This is a genomic window from Flavobacterium kayseriense (assembly GCF_014305095.1).
Lineage (GTDB): Bacteria > Bacteroidota > Bacteroidia > Flavobacteriales > Flavobacteriaceae > Flavobacterium > Flavobacterium kayseriense.
Map to the genome: position 1 here is coordinate 253,029 of NZ_JACRUI010000005.1, position 18,879 is coordinate 271,907.

Consider the following 18,879-nt stretch of genomic DNA (forward strand, 5'->3'; position numbering starts at 1 on the left):
GCGTTTTGTTGCGTTTTTATACTTAAAAATAAAAATAATTCGAAAAATATTGCAATTGTTTAAAGTAAATAGATACATTTGTTTACTAACCATTAACACAAACCAAATAATTATGAAAAAATTATTCCTGATTTCATTGTTGTTTTTTTTAGTTCAATCCTCTTTTGCACAAACAAAAACAATTTCTGGAACTGTAAAAAACAAAGCCGATGGAATACCAATTCCGGGCGTTACAGTCCTAATTAAGGGCTCCACTAAGAGTTCGATAACTGATTTAGATGGTAATTATACCATTAGCGGTACAACTGGAGATATACTAATCTTTAGTTACATTGGATTTGAAACTAAGCAATTAAAACTAACTGATAAAAACAACAATTATAATGTTCTTTTATCTGAAGAACTAAATACTTTAAATGAAGTAGTTGTTCTTGGTTCGACTGTCAGAGTGACTAGGAAAGAGCTTGGAAATGCAGTTACAAGCTTAAAAGCAGAGGGCCTTAATAAAGCCAAACCAGTAGACATATCATCCGCTTTGCAAGGTAAAATAGCAGGAGCCCAAGTCTCTCAAAATTCAGGAGATCCGGCTGGTGGTTTTTCTATTAAACTTAGAGGTACCTCTTCAATCTTAGGGTCATCGGATCCGTTATATGTTATAGACGGAGTTGTTTTGAATAATGCAACAACCAACTTAACAAACCTAAATGTAAGTAAAGGAAATTCAAACCTTCAAATAGGTCAAAATAGATCTTCAGACATCAACCCTAATGATATTGAAAGTATCGAAATATTGAATGGTGGTGCAGCGGCTGCAATTTACGGTTCCCGCGCTGCAAATGGTGTAATTTTAATATCTACTAAGAAAGGTAAAATTGGAGACACCAAATACACTTTTTCTACAAGTCTTACGTCTAATAGTCTACGAAAAAAAGTAGATGTAAATATGTCTGACAAACAATTCGTAAACTCCTCTACGGCATTATTTCCTATCCAAGGTCAAGCAGCTAGTCCAACAACCGTTTTAGTCGCAGGAAGAAACCTTGAAACTCAAACTATTTCAGGAATTAAAAGGTACGATTACCAAGATGATATTTTTACTACTGGAATCGGGACTGACACTTATTTCTCTTTACGAGGAGGAGATGAAAAAACAAAGTACTTTTCATCTATAGGATATTTAAAAAACGAAGGTATTGTAAAAAACACTGATTTTTCACGTTTAGGAGCAAAAATAAGATTACAACACGAGTTTAGTGATAAATTATCTGCATCTATTGGCTTAAATTATATTACATCCAATTCAAATGAAAAGCCTGATGGAAATGTTTTTTGGAGCCCTATTAACTCGATAACGATAACTAACAACATATATGATATCAATCAGCGTAATTCAAATGGTGATTTATTAGCAGTTGATCCAAATAGAGTTAATCCATTGTCAGTAATTGAAACTTTTAAGATTACGCAAAAAACAGACCGCATGGTTTCTGACGTTCAACTGAACTTTAAACCATTTGAGAATTTTAATGCTGATTTCATCTTTGGTTTAGACAATTACAATCAAAAAGGAAAAGTGTTTATTCCAAGATATCCTTACTCGCCTGTTAACGGAACTTATTTTAATGATGGATACGTTTCTGAGGCAACAAATAGAGTGGTGCAATTTAATAATGATCTTAACCTGAGATATTTATGGAATATCAACAAAGATTTAAAACTAACCTCATTCGCAGGATACAACGTCCAAACGTACAGAGATCAGCTTTTTGCTATTGAAGGACGAGATTTAAAGCCATTTGTTGAAACCATTAATGCATTTAACACTTTATTACCTGGATCTCCTAATGCTGGAGAGTCAAAATATAACTTATGGGGGTACTACATTCAAGAAACTATTGGTTTTAAAGATAAACTTTTCTTAACTGTCGCTGGTAGACAAGACGCTTCGACGGTTTTTTCTAAAGAAAATCGCTCTCAGTTCTACCCTAAAGTGAGTGTTAGTTACGTATTATCTGATGAGAAATTCATGCAAGATTCACCAGTAAGCTCTGCTCGCTTACGTGCATCATGGGGAGAATCTGGAAGTTTAACTGCGATTACTCCTTATGCTAGATTTACTAATTATGCCACGGGCAATCTAATTGGAAATACCTCATTTACTCTTGAAGGCTTTAAAAAGGGTAACCTAGATTTGCGTCCCGAAAAAAGTTCTACCTATGAAATAGGTGCAGACTTAGGATTTTTAAATGATCGCGTTAATCTATCTTTTAGTTACTACAATGCTGACATTAAGGACTTATTATTACCTGTACAGCTAGCGAGTTCAACAGGCTCGACTAATACTATCCAAAATATTGGAGAAATGAACAATAAAGGTTTGGAAATTGGTTTGCGTTATGATGTTATTAAAAAACAAGATTTGAATCTTGATGTCTATGTGAACTATAGCCAAAACAGAAATAAAGTTACTGGCCTGCCACAGCAAAGATTTAAATTAGATAGCAATCCATCTGGAGCGCCTGTTTTTGTTGAAAGAGGGCAACCAATTGGAATTTATTATGGAACATACTATGCTCGTAATAGCGATGGTAGTTTTTTACTAACACCTCAAGGCTATCCTCAAGTAGAAAAAGGTGATGCAACAACTGGAGTTGCAACGAGAGATGCATCAGGTCAACCAACTGGTACGATTTTAAATAAACAAATAGGAAACCCTAATCCAGATTACATTATCTCTTTTGGTTTAAACTTAAATTACAAAAAATTCGGAATGTCTGTATTATTTGATGGTGTTCAAGGTGTAGATGTATTTGATGCAGATTACAGAACTCGTCAAGGAGTAGGTAGTGGAAAATTAGTTGAACAAGAACTTAATGGAGAATTACCTAGAGGCTATATTTGGTCAATTTACGGAATCGAAGAATTTAGAGTAGTTGACGGAAGTTATATTAAGTTGAGAGAAGTTTCGTTTAATTATTCTTTTGGAAAATTAAATTCCTTTTTTGATGACTTAACGATTAGTGCAAGTGGACGAAACTTGTATTCATGGGATAAATTCACAAGTTTTGATCCAGAAACCAATTCAGGAGGTCAGTCTTCAGTAGCCAAATATAATTTTGGAACTGTCCCAATTCCAAGATCATTCTCTCTTGCATTAAAATTTCAATTCTAATTTTAAAACAAACAAAATGAAAAAAATATTTATATCAATGTTAACGATGAGTCTATTTTTCACGTCGTGTAATGATGAATTTCTAGACCCTACTCTACCCTCTCAAGAAGCAGTTTTAAGTACTAGAGGAGGACTGATAGGCGCAGCAAATGGTTTACAACAATTGTGGTCGACTACAAGGCTAAGTCCTGTATACACGATAATCACCGCAAATGGGTTTACCACAAATGAATTAAGACTAATTAACGCCGGTAATGCAGATGAAGGTGAACTATCTATTGGTGGTGTGTCCTTAACATCAAAGAATGCACTTACAAACAATCTTTGGTCTCAATGTTTAGTAATAAACTCTGAATCACAAAAAATAATAGATAATGTTAATGTGTTGACTGTTGAAAGTGAAAAAGCAAGTATTTTCGTTCATGCATCAATTTTTAAAGCCATGGCGCTCGGTACATTGATTCAGTTTTATGAAAGTGTGCCAATAAAAACAATGTCGAACTCACCTTTTAATTCTAGAGCCCAAGTATTAGCAGAAACAATTGCAACACTAAAAGCAACAGAATCTTATCTTTCAAATGCCAATGGTTTTACAGGATTAATTTCGAGTATAAAGTATAAGAATACAGTAAACGCCCTTTTAGCTCGCTATTACATGATGGCAGGTGAACTAGATAATGCTCTTACACACGCCAATGTAGTCGACTTGACATCAAAATCAACCTTTACTTATGATGCCGTAAGCAATAACCCAATTGCTTTTAATTCGATATTAACGAACAACGTATACCAACCCTTAGACCGCACTTTTGGTTTGCCAAGTAGTTTAGCTCCGGTCAGTAATGATGGACGTGTTAACTTTTACATAACTACAGGTTCAAATCCTGCAACAGCTGCTGGATTTTTTAATTCAAATACTACTGCAATTCCAGTATATCTGCCAGGTGAGATTACTTTGATCAAAGCCGAAGTTTATGCCCGAAAAATACCAAATATGTTAAATGATTCTAAAATGGAATTAGATAAAGTTTTGACAAAAACAGCATCAAATGATGCTTTTGGAATTGGAGCGAACCTGCCCGCATATACAGGCACAATGAGTCAAGCTAGCTTATTGACCGAAATATATAGAAATAGATGCATTGAGTTATTTATGTCAGGTTTAAAACTAGAAGACAGCAGACGCTTTAGTCGTCCAGCAAATGAAAGAAACAGAACGTATTATCCATACCCTGATTCTGAAAGGTTTAATAATACAAATACACCTGCAGACCCTGCTAATTAAAAAAAAACAAACGAGGTATCTATCGCAATTATTTACCTCGTTTTTATTAAAATCAAATATGGAAGAAAAAAGACCTGATACTGAACAAAACTCTCATTACTCTAATTTAGAAAAAATGAGCGTTAAAGAAATTTTAAATGGTATAAATGCAGAAGATAAAAAAGTTGCCGAAATAATTGCTAAGCAAATTCCTCATATTGAAAAAATAACTAAGGCTATTGTTTCAAAAATGAAATTAGGTGGTCGATTATTTTACATTGGTGCAGGAACTTCAGGAAGAATAGGTGTTTTAGATGCTTCTGAATGTCCTCCAACTTTTGGTGTCTCTCATGAATTAGTAATCGGAATTATCGCTGGTGGAGACTCAGCTATTCGTAAAGCAGTAGAAAATGCTGAAGACGATTATAATCAGGCATGGATAGATTTACAAAAACATACCATTACTAGTGCTGATTTTGTCATTGGAATTGCAGCATCTGGAAACACTCCATATGTAATTGGTGGCTTAAAAAAAGCAAGAGAAAATAATATTGCAACAGGAAGCATATCATGTAACAACGACAGTTTGATATCAAAAGAAGCTGATTTTCCTCTTGAAATTGTTGTAGGCCCCGAGTTTTTGACTGGTAGCACAAGAATGAAAGCAGGAACCTCACAAAAATTAGTACTAAATATGATCTCTACAGCCGTAATGATTCAGCTAGGAAAAGTACACGGAAATAAAATGGTAGACATGCAATTGTCTAATAAAAAACTTGTAGAAAGAGGAATTAAAATGGTGATGGACGAATTAAATATTGACAAACCTACTGCCAAAAAATTATTAGTAGAACACAAAAGTGTAAGAGCAGCAATAATTGCATTTAAGTAATTTCCAAAATTGTAAAAAAAACATAAATGACTCCATCGATAATTCTAATTCTTTTCATTTCCTATTTCGCAATTTTATTCTTTATTTCTCATGCCGTCAGTAAAAATGACGGAGGAAATGACGCTTTTTTCAAAGCAAATAAAGATTCTAAATGGTACTTGGTAGCTTTTGGAATGATCGGTACGGCGCTTTCGGGCGTTACCTTCATATCCGTTCCGGGAGAAGTTGGTTCACCAAATGGAGAACAATTTAAGTATTTTCAATTTATAATAGGTAATGCAATTGGTTTTATAATTGTTGCAAAACTTCTCCTTCCGCTGTATTATCGAATGAATTTGACTTCCATATATGGGTACATTGAAAAACGAATGGGAGTATACAGCTATAAAACAGCTACTTCAATTTTTTTGGTAAGTCGAACTATTTCCTCTGCTTTTAGATTATATCTAGTAGTAATTGTGCTGCAACGTTACGTTTTTGATTATTATAATATCCCTTTTGCGATTACAGTACTCATATCTTTACTCTTGATTTTTTCCTACACTTACAGAGGCGGATTGAAAACAATAATAATTACAGATACATTACAAACATTTTTTCTAGTGACATCCGTTTTCCTAACTATTTATTTCATTTGTGATAGCCTTGATCTGAATGGAATTCAAGCTTTTAACGAAATAAAAGAAAGCAATTATTCGAAAGTATTCTTCTTTGAGGACTTTCTTACCAGTAAATACCACTTTGCTAAGCAAGTCCTTGGAGGAATATTTGTAACTTTAGCTATGGTTGGCCTTGATCAAGACTTAATGCAAAAAAACCTTAGCTGCAAAAATATTGGTGAGGCACAAAAAAACATGTTTACATTTACAGGTATCTTTGTCATTATCAACATATTTTTTCTAAGCGTAGGTGCATTACTTTACATCTATGCATCTAAAAACAATATTGCGATTCCTCTTGATTTTGTAACAAATAAAGCAAGAACTGATTTGCTTTTCCCTGAAATAGCTTTAAATAATCTTACGATACTACCTGCCGTCATTTTTTTACTAGGATTGATTGCAGCAACTTTTGCTACAACTGATTCTGCATTAACGGCATTAACAACTTCGTTTTGCGTTGATTTTCTTGGAATGGATAAAATAGAAAATAGCCATAAAAAGAACATGGTGAGAACAAGGCATTTCATACACTTGGCTTTTTCAGCTATTATATTTTTAGTCATTATTGTCTTTAACTCTTTAAATGATAGTTCCGTTGTAGGTATGATTTTTAAAGTAGCTTCCTATACTTATGGTCCTTTATTAGGATTGTATACTTTTGGTCTATTTTTAAAATCGAAAAAAGTAAATGATAAATTAGTCCCATTCATTTGTTTATTAGCACCATTATTAACTTACATCATCAATGAAAACTCACAAACATTATTGTTTGGATATGTATTTGATAATGAATTAATAATTCTAAACACCTTAATCACCTTTCTTGGCCTTTATGCCATAAGTAGAAGCACAACTGAAAATTACCAGTTTTAGTTTATCAAAAATTACCACTACACTACGCGCAACGTTTAAAATAAACTCATGAATACAAACATAGAATCCCTATACTCTATTGCCAGTAAACCTATTCGTAAAATTATAGGTTTAATGTCTGGAACCTCGTTAGATGGTTTAGATATTGCCTTATGTCAAATTTCAGGCTCGGGAATTAAGACTCAGGTTGTAGTGACTCATTTTGAAACAATTAATTACTCCGAAGATGTTAAGCTTGAAATACGTGCTGTTTTTGCAAAAAAAACCATCGACTTACAACATTTGACATTGCTGAATGAGTGGATTGGTTTGTTACATGCCGAACAAATCAATTATGCCCTTCAAAAATGGAAAATAAATTTTGAAGAAGTAGATATCATAGCATCTCATGGTCAAACCGTTATGCATATACCACAAACACTTCATGGACTCAATAAATTCCCAAATGCTACTTTACAGATTGGAGATGGAGATCATATTGCCGTAAAAACAGGAATCATAACAATATCCGACTTTAGACAAAAACATTTGGCTGCAGGAGGAGAGGGCGCTCCGTTAGCTGTTTATGGTGATTATTTTCTTTTTGGAAAAAAAGGAGAGGATAGAATAATGTTAAATTTAGGAGGTATTGCAAACTTTACATATTTAGCCGCAACCATGAATGAGACAGAAGTCTTTGTAACAGATACCGGGACAGGAAATACTCTTATAGATGCGTATGTAAGACTTTATTTTCCTGATCTAGCCTACGATAAAGATGCACAAATTGCAAAAAAAGGGACTATCAACCAACAGCTTTTAACTCAATTAAAATCAGATCCTTTTTTTACAATTTCATTGCCAAAAACAACAGGTCCTGAATTATTCAATGTAGAGTATGTCAAAAGGGCAATATTGAAGAGTAAAACTCAAAAAATATCTATCGAAGATCTATTAGCTACTCTGACACGTTTTAGTGCTGAAACCATTGCAGAAGCTATTCAATTTAGAGTAAAAAAATCCAATTTAGAACTATCACAGTTCACTATCTATGTTTCAGGTGGAGGAATGCATAATCCTCTACTTATAAAATACTTAAAAGCTTTACTCCCGTGCCTATTTAAAACAACAGATGAAATAGGAATTGCAGGAGATGCAAAAGAAGCAGTGTTGTTTGCAATATTAGCGAATGAAACTTTGTGTGGAGGAGCAGAAGAGTTTAAGGGTATAAATGGAATACCGTCTGTGTCAATGGGTAAAATATCATTTCCACGATAATTTTTGCAAATATAAAAAACACTATCAATGAAAAATGAAAGAGTAATTGCAGTTGATGTTTTAAGAGGAATGACGGTGCTCTTGATGATTGTTGTTAACAATCCCGGAAACTGGAATACGGTTTACGATCCCTTACTACATGCGAAGTGGCATGGGTGTACTCCTACTGATTTAGTTTTTCCTACCTTTATATTTGTTTTAGGAATTGCTATTCCGTTAGCCTTACCTGATAAAAAATGGGATACCGATACTTTCATAAAAATATTGACACGTTCGATACGAATTATTTGTCTAGGATTATTTTTAAATTTTTTCAATAAAATTTCAATTTTATCAGATAATGAAATATTCTTGTTATTCATTCGACTACTAATTACAATAATAGTTGGCTATGTATTATTAGGCAACTTCAAACCACAACTCAAGTTAGCATTAGCGATGATTCTACTCGCTATATTTTTATTTTTAGCTTATAGCAATATATTGTCCTTTAATGATGTACGATTACCCGGAGTACTGCAGCGTATAGGAGTTGTTTACTTTTTCGCTTCCATAATCTACTTAACAACATCTATTAAACAGCAAATTACGATCTCCATCTGTATATTGATAGGTTATTGGGCACTAATGACTTTTATACCTGTTCCTTTACTTGGTGCTGCTAATTACAATGAGGGAACAAATTTATCTTCGTGGCTTGATAATATGATTCTACAAGGTCACATGTATACCGCAACCAAAACTTGGGACCCTGAGGGCATTTTAACTACTTTACCTGCATTAGCAACTGCATTAATTGGAATAATTACAAGTGCGCTCTTTTTAGCTAAAGAAAAAAAATACAATATGCTAATTTGGGCAGGACTGCTAATTGGTACTGGATTATTATGGTCAATTTATTTCCCACTAAACAAAGCGCTTTGGACTAGTTCTTACGTTTTATATACTAGTGGAATAGCTTTGCTTTTTTTAACTATTATTCATTATTTAATTGAGGTAAAATCTTTAAAAAAATCATTTTACTTTTTCTTAATTTGGGGGTGTAATCCAATGATTGTTTTCTTTCTCTCAGGTATTATTCCGCGGGCACTTGGTATGATCACAGTAGTTAATCCTAACAAAAAGAGCCAAAATATAAGTGTTTTACAATACTGCTATCAGCAGGGGCTAGTCCCTTATTTTACTAATGAAAAAAATGCGTCCTTAATGTACGCTGCTATTTTTGTTGTCTTTTGGTCAACACTACTATGGTTTTTTGCTGTGAAAAAAATATTTATAAAAGTATAATGCTGAGCGGTTAATAAATACATTTGAGATTAATACATTTGAGATTAACACATATTATATTTAAAATATTTGTGGCAATAAATTTGCAATGCTAATATCATAAAAACATTATTTTAGTTATAACCGATAAACTTGGTCAAAAAAACTATTTTTGATACCTATAAAATTCCAAAAGATGAATCGAACAAAATCTCTGCTCTTAGTTCTTTCTAGCCTGCTTTTACTTTTTACAAATGGTAATGCGCAAGAACAATTTAGTGCGAACCCAAAAAATGAATTTAGAGCCGTATGGATAGCTACTGTCGCTAATATAGATTGGCCAACAACCAACACCGATTCTGTTGAAAAGCAACAAAAAGATTTCATTGCAATACTTGAAACGTATAAAAAATTAAATTACAATGTGGTCATCGTGCAAATACGAAGTGCTGGTGACGCAATGTACCCTACAAATTTGGCTCCATGGTCTAAATATTTAACTGGTAAACAAGGACTAGCTCCGTTCCCTTTTTATGACCCTTTAGACTGGATGATAACTGAAGCTCACGACCGTGGCTTTGAATTCCATGCTTGGTTAAACCCCTATAGAGCAACAATGGACATGAATACAGCCGCATTAAGTCCCAGCCATGATGTGAATTTACACCCAGATTGGATGATTAAATACGGTGGTAAATACTACTACAATCCAGCACTTCCTGAAGTACAAACACATCTAATGAATATTGTTGATGAGGTCGTGACAAAATACGACATAGATGCCATTCACTTTGATGATTATTTCTATCCTTATCGCATTACCGGTGAAAACTTTAACGATACTACTTCTTTTAAAAAATACGGAAAAGACTTAAAATTAGATGATTGGCGCAGAGACAATGTTAATACTTATGTGAAAAATACTTTTGATGCAATCAAAAAAATAAAACCATGGGTGCAATTTGGTATCAGCCCATTTGGCGTTTGGAGAAACAAATCTGTGGATCCAAAAGGATCTGATACGCAAGCAGGGCAAACCAATTACGATGACCTTTTTGCCGATCCTATGGCTTGGATGGAAGACAATTATATAGATTATATCTTACCGCAATTGTACTGGAGTATTGATCATCGCACCGCCTCCTATGCAAAATTGATTAAATGGTGGTCTGAAAACTCTAAAAATACGGCAGTGTATATTGGAAACGGAACCTACAAAATCAATAATGATTCTGATAAAAAATGGCTTAATCCTAAAGAAATACCTAATCAAATTGACTTGACTAGAAGCTACCCAAATATTAGTGGTAATGCTTTTTTTAGCGCAAAATGGTTTGTTAATAAAAACAAAGCAGTGACCGATTTACTTTCTCAAAACCAATATAAATATCCTGCTTTACCCTATGTAGTTCCTAATTCTAGAAAACTAGGAACAGAAACACCAATCGTTTGCGATATCAAAACAAAAGATGATGCGACTATGGTTACCTTAGATTATCCGGCCGTAGACAAGGTGCGATATGTCATGCTTTATGGTGCAAAAAACAACACTAAACTTGACGTTAGTAATCCCCGTTTTATTGTAGATAAAATCGCTTTTAAAGAAAAAAGAGATAGCATAAGCCTTTCTATCCCAAAAATTTATTTAGAGAAAAATAGTAGTTGTGCCATTACATTTATCGACTATTTCGGGAATGAAAGTACACCCACTTTTATAACTAAAGCCACAGAAATCAAAACCTACCAAAGTGCAAACAAAAATGAAAACAGACAATAGACCTTGGTACTGGATACCGATTTTAAGCTTCGCATCTGGGCTACCTTATGCTATTATTATTTCAGTTTCGGTAATCATGTATAAAAACCTGGGTATCAATAATGAAGATATTGGTATATACACAAGTTTACTTTATCTTCCTTGGGTGATAAAACCCTTATGGAGCCCCTTTATTGATTTGTATTCTACTAAAAGAAAATGGTTTTTAGCGATGCAATTACTTATTGCAATTGCTTTTTTAATTGTTGGATTAACCATCCCATTAAATCATTTTTTCGTTATTAGTTTAGCCATTTTTTGGGTTGCTGCATTTGCCTCAGCTTCAAACGATGTTGCCAGTGACGGATTTTATTTAATAGCATTAGAAAAAGAACAACAATCTTTTTTTTTAGGGATTCGAAGTACGTTTTACCGACTTTCAATGTTAACCGGAAATGGCTTAATCGTAATTATAGGAGGTTATCTTGAACAACAATATGGTGACAAGCAAAAAGCATGGTCGTACACCATGATTACCGTAGGTTTATTAATGGCTTTAATTACACTTTATAATTATTTTACAGCTCCTAAAACTGAAGTTAGCCAGAAAACAGCTTCTACAGAAGAATCAAAAAAGAATTTTTCAGTTGTTTTTATTAGCTTTTTTAAAAAGAAACAAATAGGGTTAGCATTAGCTTTCATTCTTCTATTTAGACTGGGAGAGTCACAATTATTAAAAATGCTTACCCCTTTTTTAATTGATGATATAAAGGTGGGCGGAATGGGACTTACTACTCAAGATGTAGGTGTTATTTATGGTACTTTTGGAGTGATTGCTTTGACTGTCGGCGGTATTTTTGGCGGAATTGCCATTTCTCGTGATGGATTGGGCAAATGGATGTTGCCTATGTTTTTAGCCATGCATTTACCTATTATAGGTTTTGTATTATTATCTCACTTTCATCCGACCTCTGTATATTACATTTATGCAACTGTAATTGCGGAGCAGTTTGGTTATGGTTTTGGTTTTGCCGCATTTATGATGTATTTGATTTATATTGCCGAAGGAGAATCTAAAACATCTCATTATGCATTAGCGACAGGTTTCATGGCGTTAGGAATGATGCTTCCCGGTATGATTAGCGGATTTATTCAAGAATATCTAGGGTATGGCAACTTTTTTATATGGGTTTTTATCGCTACAATACCTGGTTTAATTTTGTCTCGATTTCTAATTTTTCCAAAAGATTTTGGTAAAAAATCAGTTAAAGAAATATCCTAAACTTACCGCTTTTTCCGAAGAAGCAAATAGTGAAAAATAAGCATTACTAAGTACTTAACTTAGTTGCAGTTTTTTATTCGTGATACTAAACAAACGAACATGACATTAGAACAAAAAATAGGGCAATTCTTTTTTCCAGCAGTCTTCATTAATGATACTGAAGAAAATATTAAGGATATGGAATTGCTTATCGAGAAATATAATATTGGAGGCCTAACTTTTTTTCATAGTCGTGCAAGTGCAGCTACCAATTACGAAACAAACAAAAAAATTGAATTTAATGATGATAGCTATATCCGTTTAAAACAATTAATTGTCCGTTACCAAAAGTGCGCTCCTACTCCACTGCTAATTAGTATTGATGCCGAATGGGGTTTAGCCATGCGTGTCGAAAAAACACCCCAATATCCTTATGCTATCACACTTGGGGCTTTACCTGAAAGCGAATCAAATTTAGTTTATGAAGTAGGAAAACAAATAGGTTTAGACTTAAAATCAGCTGGTATTAATTACAACTTAGCACCGCTAGCAGATATCAACAATAATCCTAATAATCCAGTAATTGGATACCGTTCTTTTGGCGAGAACAAGGATAAAGTAAGCAAGTTTGCATTAGAATACCTCCGCGGAATGAACGATGTAGGCGTTTTAGGATGCTTAAAACATTTTCCAGGACATGGTAACACAAATGTTGACTCACATTTAGGGCTACCTATTTTAGAAGAAACGCTAAACGAATTATTAGCGAATGAGCTGTATCCCTTTATTCAAGGAATCGCAAATGATGTCGATTCAATTATGATAGGACATTTGGCTGTTCCAGCATTAAATAACGGTCAAAACACCTCGGCTACGTTATCAAAAGCAGTGATCGAAGATCTTTTGCGAAAGCAATTAAAATACGATGGATTAGTGATTTCTGATGCTTTGAATATGCATAGTGTTTCTAATTTATATCCACAAAAAGGACAATTAGAATGGGAAGCTTTTAATGCTGGAAACGATGTATTGTGTTTCGCAGAAAATGTAGCCGAAGGCATTCATGAAATTCTAATCAACGCAACTCCTGAACGTATTGAAGCTAGCTATAATCGTTTGATGAAATGCAAGGAAAAAGTAGGTATTCTTAAAACACCTAAAGTATCAGAGTCTAATTTAGATTTTGAAACTGCCGCATTGCTAAACCGCCGCATTGCTAAGAAGAGTTTAACAAAAATCAAAGATACAAACAGTAGCGAATTAGTTTTAGAAGCATCAAAGAGAGGAACTCTAGCGCAATTAGCTATTTATAAAAACAGTACAAATCCATTTTTTAAAAGTTTGGAACCAGAATTAAACGGAAAAATTATCGCTATCGAAAACGAAGAGACTATTTACCTTACCTATATTGAACAAGAACTTGAGAATTTTGATACTCTAATCATTGCTTTATTTGTTCCAAAAGCAAAACCCATGAATAATTTTGATATTTCGCCAGTAATTTTAGAATTATTGAGCAGTTTACTAGAATCAAAAAAATGCATACTTTACGTCTTTGGAAATCCATACGCTCTGCAAGTGATACCAAATTTCAATCTCGCGACGGGCATTGTACAAGCTTACCAAGATTTTCCTGAATTTCAAGAAAATGCGGCTGAACAATTATTGAATGATTATTTGTGTAGTGGTGTCTTACCGGTACATCTTAATGGAATTTAGCCACACTTTAAAAAAAATAAAAGTGTAAAATTTACAGCCACGATACCTTTTTTTGGCAACAAAAAATAAAAAATAAATTCAAAACAGGCTTAAAATCAAAGTATAAACAAAAACTAATTAACGATGCATCTGCTATAGAACAATATGTGAACAAACACTGTGTAGTTCGTTTCCTAGCATTCAGGTTAGGGTTATAGCTACTTTTTTATCTATATTGCAATCTCAAACACGATAGAATGGATACTAAGATTAATAAAAACAAAGATTTATCAATTACCGAGGCCTTAATTCCAGTAATAGCATTAATCCTTATGTTGGGTTACAACGTGTCTGTTTACGGAGACGAAGCATTGAGTGGTAGTAATCAATTTGTTCTAATTTTAGGTGCCGCAGTAGCTGCAATTGTAGGTTTCCTTAATAAAGTCACGTATTCAAAAATGATTGAAGAAGTAGCTGAAAATATTAAATCTACAGCTGGTGCCATTTTGATTCTTCTAATGGTAGGAGCTCTAGCAGGAACTTGGCTTGTAAGCGGAATCATTCCATCCATGATTTATTACGGATTACAAATACTAAGCCCAGCTATTTTTTTACCTGCAACATTGATTATATGTTCAATTATTTCGATAGCAACAGGAAGTTCTTGGACAACAAGTGCAACAGTTGGTATCGCTTTAATAGGTGTTGGTGGTGCGTTAGGTTTTGATTTAGGAATGGTGGCGGGAGCCGTAATTTCTGGAGCTTATTTTGGAGACAAGCTTTCTCCAATGTCAGATACCACAAACCTTGCTCCTGCCATGGCGGGAACTGATTTGTTCACACATATTAGATACATGACTTTAACTACCATTCCAACCTATATTATAACACTTCTGTTGTTTATTTTTTTAGGATTATCAGTAGATATAAAGGGAGATGTTAACATAGCTGATTTACTCAGAGACATTGAAGCATCATTTACGGTTTCAGGTTGGCTATTTTTAGTTCCTGCAATTGTAATTGGACTTATTGTCAAAAAAACAGAACCCTTAATTGCATTATTAGCAGGTACATTATTAGCGGCTGTTTTTGCGATTATATTTCAGCCTCAAGTACTAAATCATATTTCAGGTGTAGATAGCATGACTTTCAAATCAGGTTATAAAGCCATAATGGACGCTATAACGGGAGATATTGTGGTTCCAACAGACAATAAAACGCTTACTGACTTATTTACTTCAGGCGGAATGCAAAAAATGCTAGGGACAATCTGGTTGATTCTCTGTGCGATGGTTTTTGGTGGAATCATGGATGCTATTGGTGCATTGGCAAGAATTAGCCAAACCTTATTGAAATTAGCGCATACTACTTTTGGGTTATTTGCTTCAACAGTAGGAAGCTGTTTGGCTTTAAACATTACGGCCTCTGACCAATACTTAGCCATCGTAGTACCAGGAAAAATGTTTGCGAAAGCGTATAAAGAAAAAGGACTGGCTCCTGAGAATTTAAGTAGAACACTGGAAGATTCCGGAACGGTGACCTCAGTATTGATCCCTTGGAACACCTGTGGAGCATACCAATCAGGAACTTTAGGAGTATCAACATTTGATTATCTACCCTATGCGTTCTTTAATATTTTAAGTCCTTTCATGACGTTAATATTTGCTGCTTTCAACATTAAAATAAGACAACTTGTAAACGATAAATAGTAAGTTTCTACCTAAATACAAACCGAGTAAAAAACCTTAAATCCATAGCTATCAAATAGCTATGGATTTACTTTTTAAAGACATAGCCAAAACCTATTTCATGATAAGTATAACTAATTGAATAACCTTCTTTTTTGGTTTTGTTTTGAACTACTTTTGCACAAAATTTAATATTAAAAATTATTACAATTATGTCATTAGTAGGAAAAAAATTCCCAAGTATTGCAGTTGACGCCATTTCTGAAATGGGAGATAACATGAAAATCAACATTTTTGATGAAGCAGTAAATAATAACAAAAAAGTACTTTTATTTTGGTACCCGAAAGATTTTACTTTCGTTTGCCCAACTGAATTACACGCTTTTCAAGCTGCTTTGCCTGAATTTGAAAAAAGAAATACTATCGTAATTGGAGCATCATGTGACACAAACGAGGTTCATTTTGCTTGGTTAAATACACCTAAAAACAATGGCGGAATCGAAGGAGTAACTTACCCTATTCTTGCTGACACAAACAGAAACTTATCTAACATTTTAGGTATATTAGACATTGATTCTACAGAGTACAGTGAAGAAACAGACTCAGTAATTGTTGAAGGTTCAAATGTAACCTTTAGAGCAACTTACTTAATCGATGAAACTGGAAAAATTTTCCACGAAAGTGTAAACGATATGCCATTAGGTCGTAACGTAAACGAGTACATTCGTATGGTAGATGCTTACACACACATTCAAGAAAAAGGAGAAGTTTGTCCTGCAAACTGGGAAGCTGGAAAAGAGGCAATGAGCGCTGATAGAAAAAGTACTGCTGAATACTTAAGCTTAAACTAATTATTTTAGAGTTACAAGGTTGCAAAGAAATCTAGTCACAAGATTACTTTTGAGTTAAGACTCGTATTCACTTAAAGCCTTGTAACTTTATCTTTTTAGAACTTTTTTAAAAATTTTTGCAACTTTACTACTCTGTAACTTTATTACAAAATAAATACATATGTTAATCGATTTAACCGAAGATACGCTGGCAGACTTGATCAATGAAAACAACAAAGTTGTTGTTCAATATTCTGCTTCATGGTGTGGTAATTGCCGCATTATGAAACCAAAATTTAAAAAATTAGCAGCTGAAAATGAGGCTATCACTTTTGTACTTGTAGATGCTGAGAATTCACCAGAATCTAGAAAACTAGCAAATGTGAGTAACTTACCAACTTTTGCCACTTTTGTAGGTGGAAAATTGGTGAATGAGACTCAGACAAACAAGCAAGAAATATTGATAGAACTAGTTAACGAAATTATCTAATAATTTTGTAGAGAGTTCACTATTATCCATTGTTGTAAATAAGTTTGATATTATTTAACTAAACATAATTCCAACGGTGATTAGCTTTTCAACTTTTACAACTGCACACCTTAAAATACAAGAAAATGAAATTACCAGTTATAAAGCACTTAACGCAATTCATTGAGGAGAATGATCAAGACTATATCATTGAAACCATTGATGTTTTAGAATCCATGACTGAAATAGCTTCTTTAAAGGACGAAGAGCTAGACGTTATAGGAGAATTGATATCTAATATGTATGGTGCTTTAGAGGTGCACAAATTAGTTAAAAACGGTACGGATAAAAAAGAAGCTCTAAATACTTTTATGAAAAGAGTTTTGGGGTCAATCGACCAATAAAATATTTAATTCCACAGATTTTTGAAAAAACGTTCTTAGTAATAAGAGCGTTTTTTTACTTAATTTCTTTAATAATTGTGCTGAGAGAAGTCCGTTGTAAGCAACTGTCTAAAAAACTCTCTAACAAAAACACAAAACTTTATCACACGTGCATTCTTTTAAATTTAATTCCTACATTAACTTACCTTTTTATAGCTCCAAACGGCTAGTCCATTAATTAAGAAAGCATAAAAAGTGATAACTATTAAATGCAAGCGTACATCTGCAAATGCTGCTCCTTTCAGCATAATCATTCGAATAACTTCTACGAAGTATCGAATAGGATTTAGGAGTGTCAGCTTTTGAGCCCAATAAGGCATACTTTCAATCGGAGTAAACAAACCACTCATTAATATAAATACTACCATAAAAAACCAGGCTATAAACATGGCTTGCTGCTGAGTATCAGTGAAATTAGAAATAAACAGCCCTATACCCAAAACCACAAGCAAATAAATACCTGCAAACAAATACAACAGGGCCATACTTCCCAACATTGGTACATTAAATATGACTTTAGATATAAGTAAGCCAACACTTAAAACAACTAACCCTATAATCCAAAATGGAAAAAGCTTTCCAATAATAAATTGATATTTTCTTATCGGTGTTACATTAATTTGTTCTAATGTTCCTATTTCCTTTTCACGTACTATATTCATTGCTGATAAAAATAGGGTAAGCATGGTCACCAATAAAACTAATATCCCTGGCACCATAAAAGTTTTATAGTTGAGAGTATTATTATACCAAAAGGAAGGTATCGTCATCACATTTATTGGATGTTTGATTTGTTGCTCTTGCTGATACAATTTCAATTGAATTGATTGATTGTAATCCTTAATAATTTGACTGATGTAAACATTTTCTATTCCGGCAGCTGCTCCGTCAATAGCATTGATACTTACGGATAGTGAATTTGTTTTTGATTTCAATAAATTACGCTCGAACTGATTTGGAATTTCTAAAACAGCATCAACAGTACCTAATTCCATTTGTTTAATAGCGCTTTTTTTATCCGTATATTGATCGATAATGTTAAAATAGCTCGACGCGCTAAACTTGCTTAACAATTCTCTCGAACTAGAAGAGTGATCGTTATCTATATATCCCAATTTTATATTTTTAATTTCAAAAGTAGCGGCATTGGATAGAATTAGTAATTGTAATAAGGGTAAACCAAACAACAAGGGAAGCATTCCTTTGTTTCTAAAGATTTGCTTAAACTCTTTTTGTATGATAAAAATAATTGTTTTCAATTGTCTTGTTTTAATTGATACTGTTAAGGAGTAGTATTCCTAAATGTTTTTTGATTGTAGTAGGACTGACAAGTATTTGCTTCACTTTA

Annotated in this window: 14 protein-coding genes; 13 read left to right on the forward strand and 1 reads right to left on the reverse strand. The window is 33.5% G+C overall.

Features of this window, described 5'->3' with window-relative positions; translation table 11 throughout:
* Positions 1-112 precede the first annotated feature (112 nt).
* From H8R22_RS14350 to H8R22_RS14410, 13 genes are all read left to right on the forward strand, one after another.
* Positions 113-3,172: a SusC/RagA family TonB-linked outer membrane protein gene (locus tag H8R22_RS14350; RefSeq protein WP_187011084.1), complete on the forward strand. Its 3,060-nt coding sequence runs from the start codon at positions 113-115 to the stop codon at positions 3,170-3,172.
* A 16-nt stretch (positions 3,173-3,188) separates the two neighbouring features.
* A complete protein-coding gene (locus H8R22_RS14355) occupies positions 3,189-4,457 on the forward strand; it encodes a RagB/SusD family nutrient uptake outer membrane protein (RefSeq protein ID WP_187011085.1) in 1,269 nt (422 codons plus the stop codon).
* Between the two features lie 58 nt (positions 4,458-4,515).
* Positions 4,516-5,328 (forward strand): N-acetylmuramic acid 6-phosphate etherase, encoded by an 813-nt coding sequence (gene murQ / locus H8R22_RS14360; RefSeq protein WP_187011086.1) that lies wholly within the window; start codon positions 4,516-4,518, stop codon positions 5,326-5,328.
* Between the two features lie 26 nt (positions 5,329-5,354).
* Positions 5,355-6,863: a sodium:solute symporter gene (locus H8R22_RS14365; RefSeq protein ID WP_187011087.1), complete on the forward strand. Its 1,509-nt coding sequence runs from the start codon at positions 5,355-5,357 to the stop codon at positions 6,861-6,863.
* Between the two features lie 48 nt (positions 6,864-6,911).
* Positions 6,912-8,120, forward strand: a complete 1,209-nt coding sequence (locus H8R22_RS14370) for an anhydro-N-acetylmuramic acid kinase (protein ID WP_187011088.1) — start codon at positions 6,912-6,914, stop codon at positions 8,118-8,120.
* 27 nt (positions 8,121-8,147) lie between these two features.
* On the forward strand, positions 8,148-9,407 hold the full coding sequence (locus tag H8R22_RS14375; protein WP_187011089.1) for an acyltransferase family protein: 1,260 nt from the start codon (positions 8,148-8,150) through the stop codon (positions 9,405-9,407).
* 175 nt (positions 9,408-9,582) lie between these two features.
* Positions 9,583-11,163, forward strand: a complete 1,581-nt coding sequence (locus H8R22_RS14380) for a glycoside hydrolase family 10 protein (protein ID WP_187011090.1) — start codon at positions 9,583-9,585, stop codon at positions 11,161-11,163.
* On the forward strand, positions 11,147-12,424 hold the full coding sequence (locus tag H8R22_RS14385) for an MFS transporter (RefSeq protein ID WP_187011091.1): 1,278 nt from the start codon (positions 11,147-11,149) through the stop codon (positions 12,422-12,424). The genes H8R22_RS14380 and H8R22_RS14385 overlap by 17 nt, the downstream gene beginning before the upstream one ends.
* A gap of 99 nt (positions 12,425-12,523) precedes the next feature.
* The gene (locus tag H8R22_RS14390) at positions 12,524-14,122 is read left to right on the forward strand and encodes a glycoside hydrolase family 3 protein (RefSeq protein WP_187011092.1); all 1,599 of its coding nucleotides are present in this window, start codon (positions 12,524-12,526) and stop codon (positions 14,120-14,122) included.
* 236 nt (positions 14,123-14,358) lie between these two features.
* Positions 14,359-15,810, forward strand: a complete 1,452-nt coding sequence (gene nhaC / locus H8R22_RS14395) for a Na+/H+ antiporter NhaC (protein WP_187011093.1) — start codon at positions 14,359-14,361, stop codon at positions 15,808-15,810.
* Positions 15,811-16,001: 191 nt separating this feature from the next.
* Positions 16,002-16,640: a peroxiredoxin gene (locus H8R22_RS14400; RefSeq protein ID WP_187011094.1), complete on the forward strand. Its 639-nt coding sequence runs from the start codon at positions 16,002-16,004 to the stop codon at positions 16,638-16,640.
* 160 nt (positions 16,641-16,800) lie between these two features.
* Positions 16,801-17,109 carry a thioredoxin family protein gene (locus H8R22_RS14405; RefSeq protein ID WP_187011095.1) on the forward strand — a complete coding sequence of 103 codons (309 nt, stop codon included), beginning with the start codon at positions 16,801-16,803 and terminating at the stop codon, positions 17,107-17,109.
* Between the two features lie 125 nt (positions 17,110-17,234).
* Positions 17,235-17,492, forward strand: a complete 258-nt coding sequence (locus H8R22_RS14410) for a DUF6952 family protein (RefSeq protein ID WP_187011096.1) — start codon at positions 17,235-17,237, stop codon at positions 17,490-17,492.
* Between the two features lie 176 nt (positions 17,493-17,668).
* Here the strand turns inward: H8R22_RS14410 and H8R22_RS14415 are convergent, their stop codons facing one another.
* The gene (locus tag H8R22_RS14415) at positions 17,669-18,790 is read right to left on the reverse strand and encodes an ABC transporter permease (protein ID WP_187011097.1); all 1,122 of its coding nucleotides are present in this window, start codon (positions 18,788-18,790) and stop codon (positions 17,669-17,671) included.
* Between the last annotated feature and the right edge of the window lie 89 nt (positions 18,791-18,879).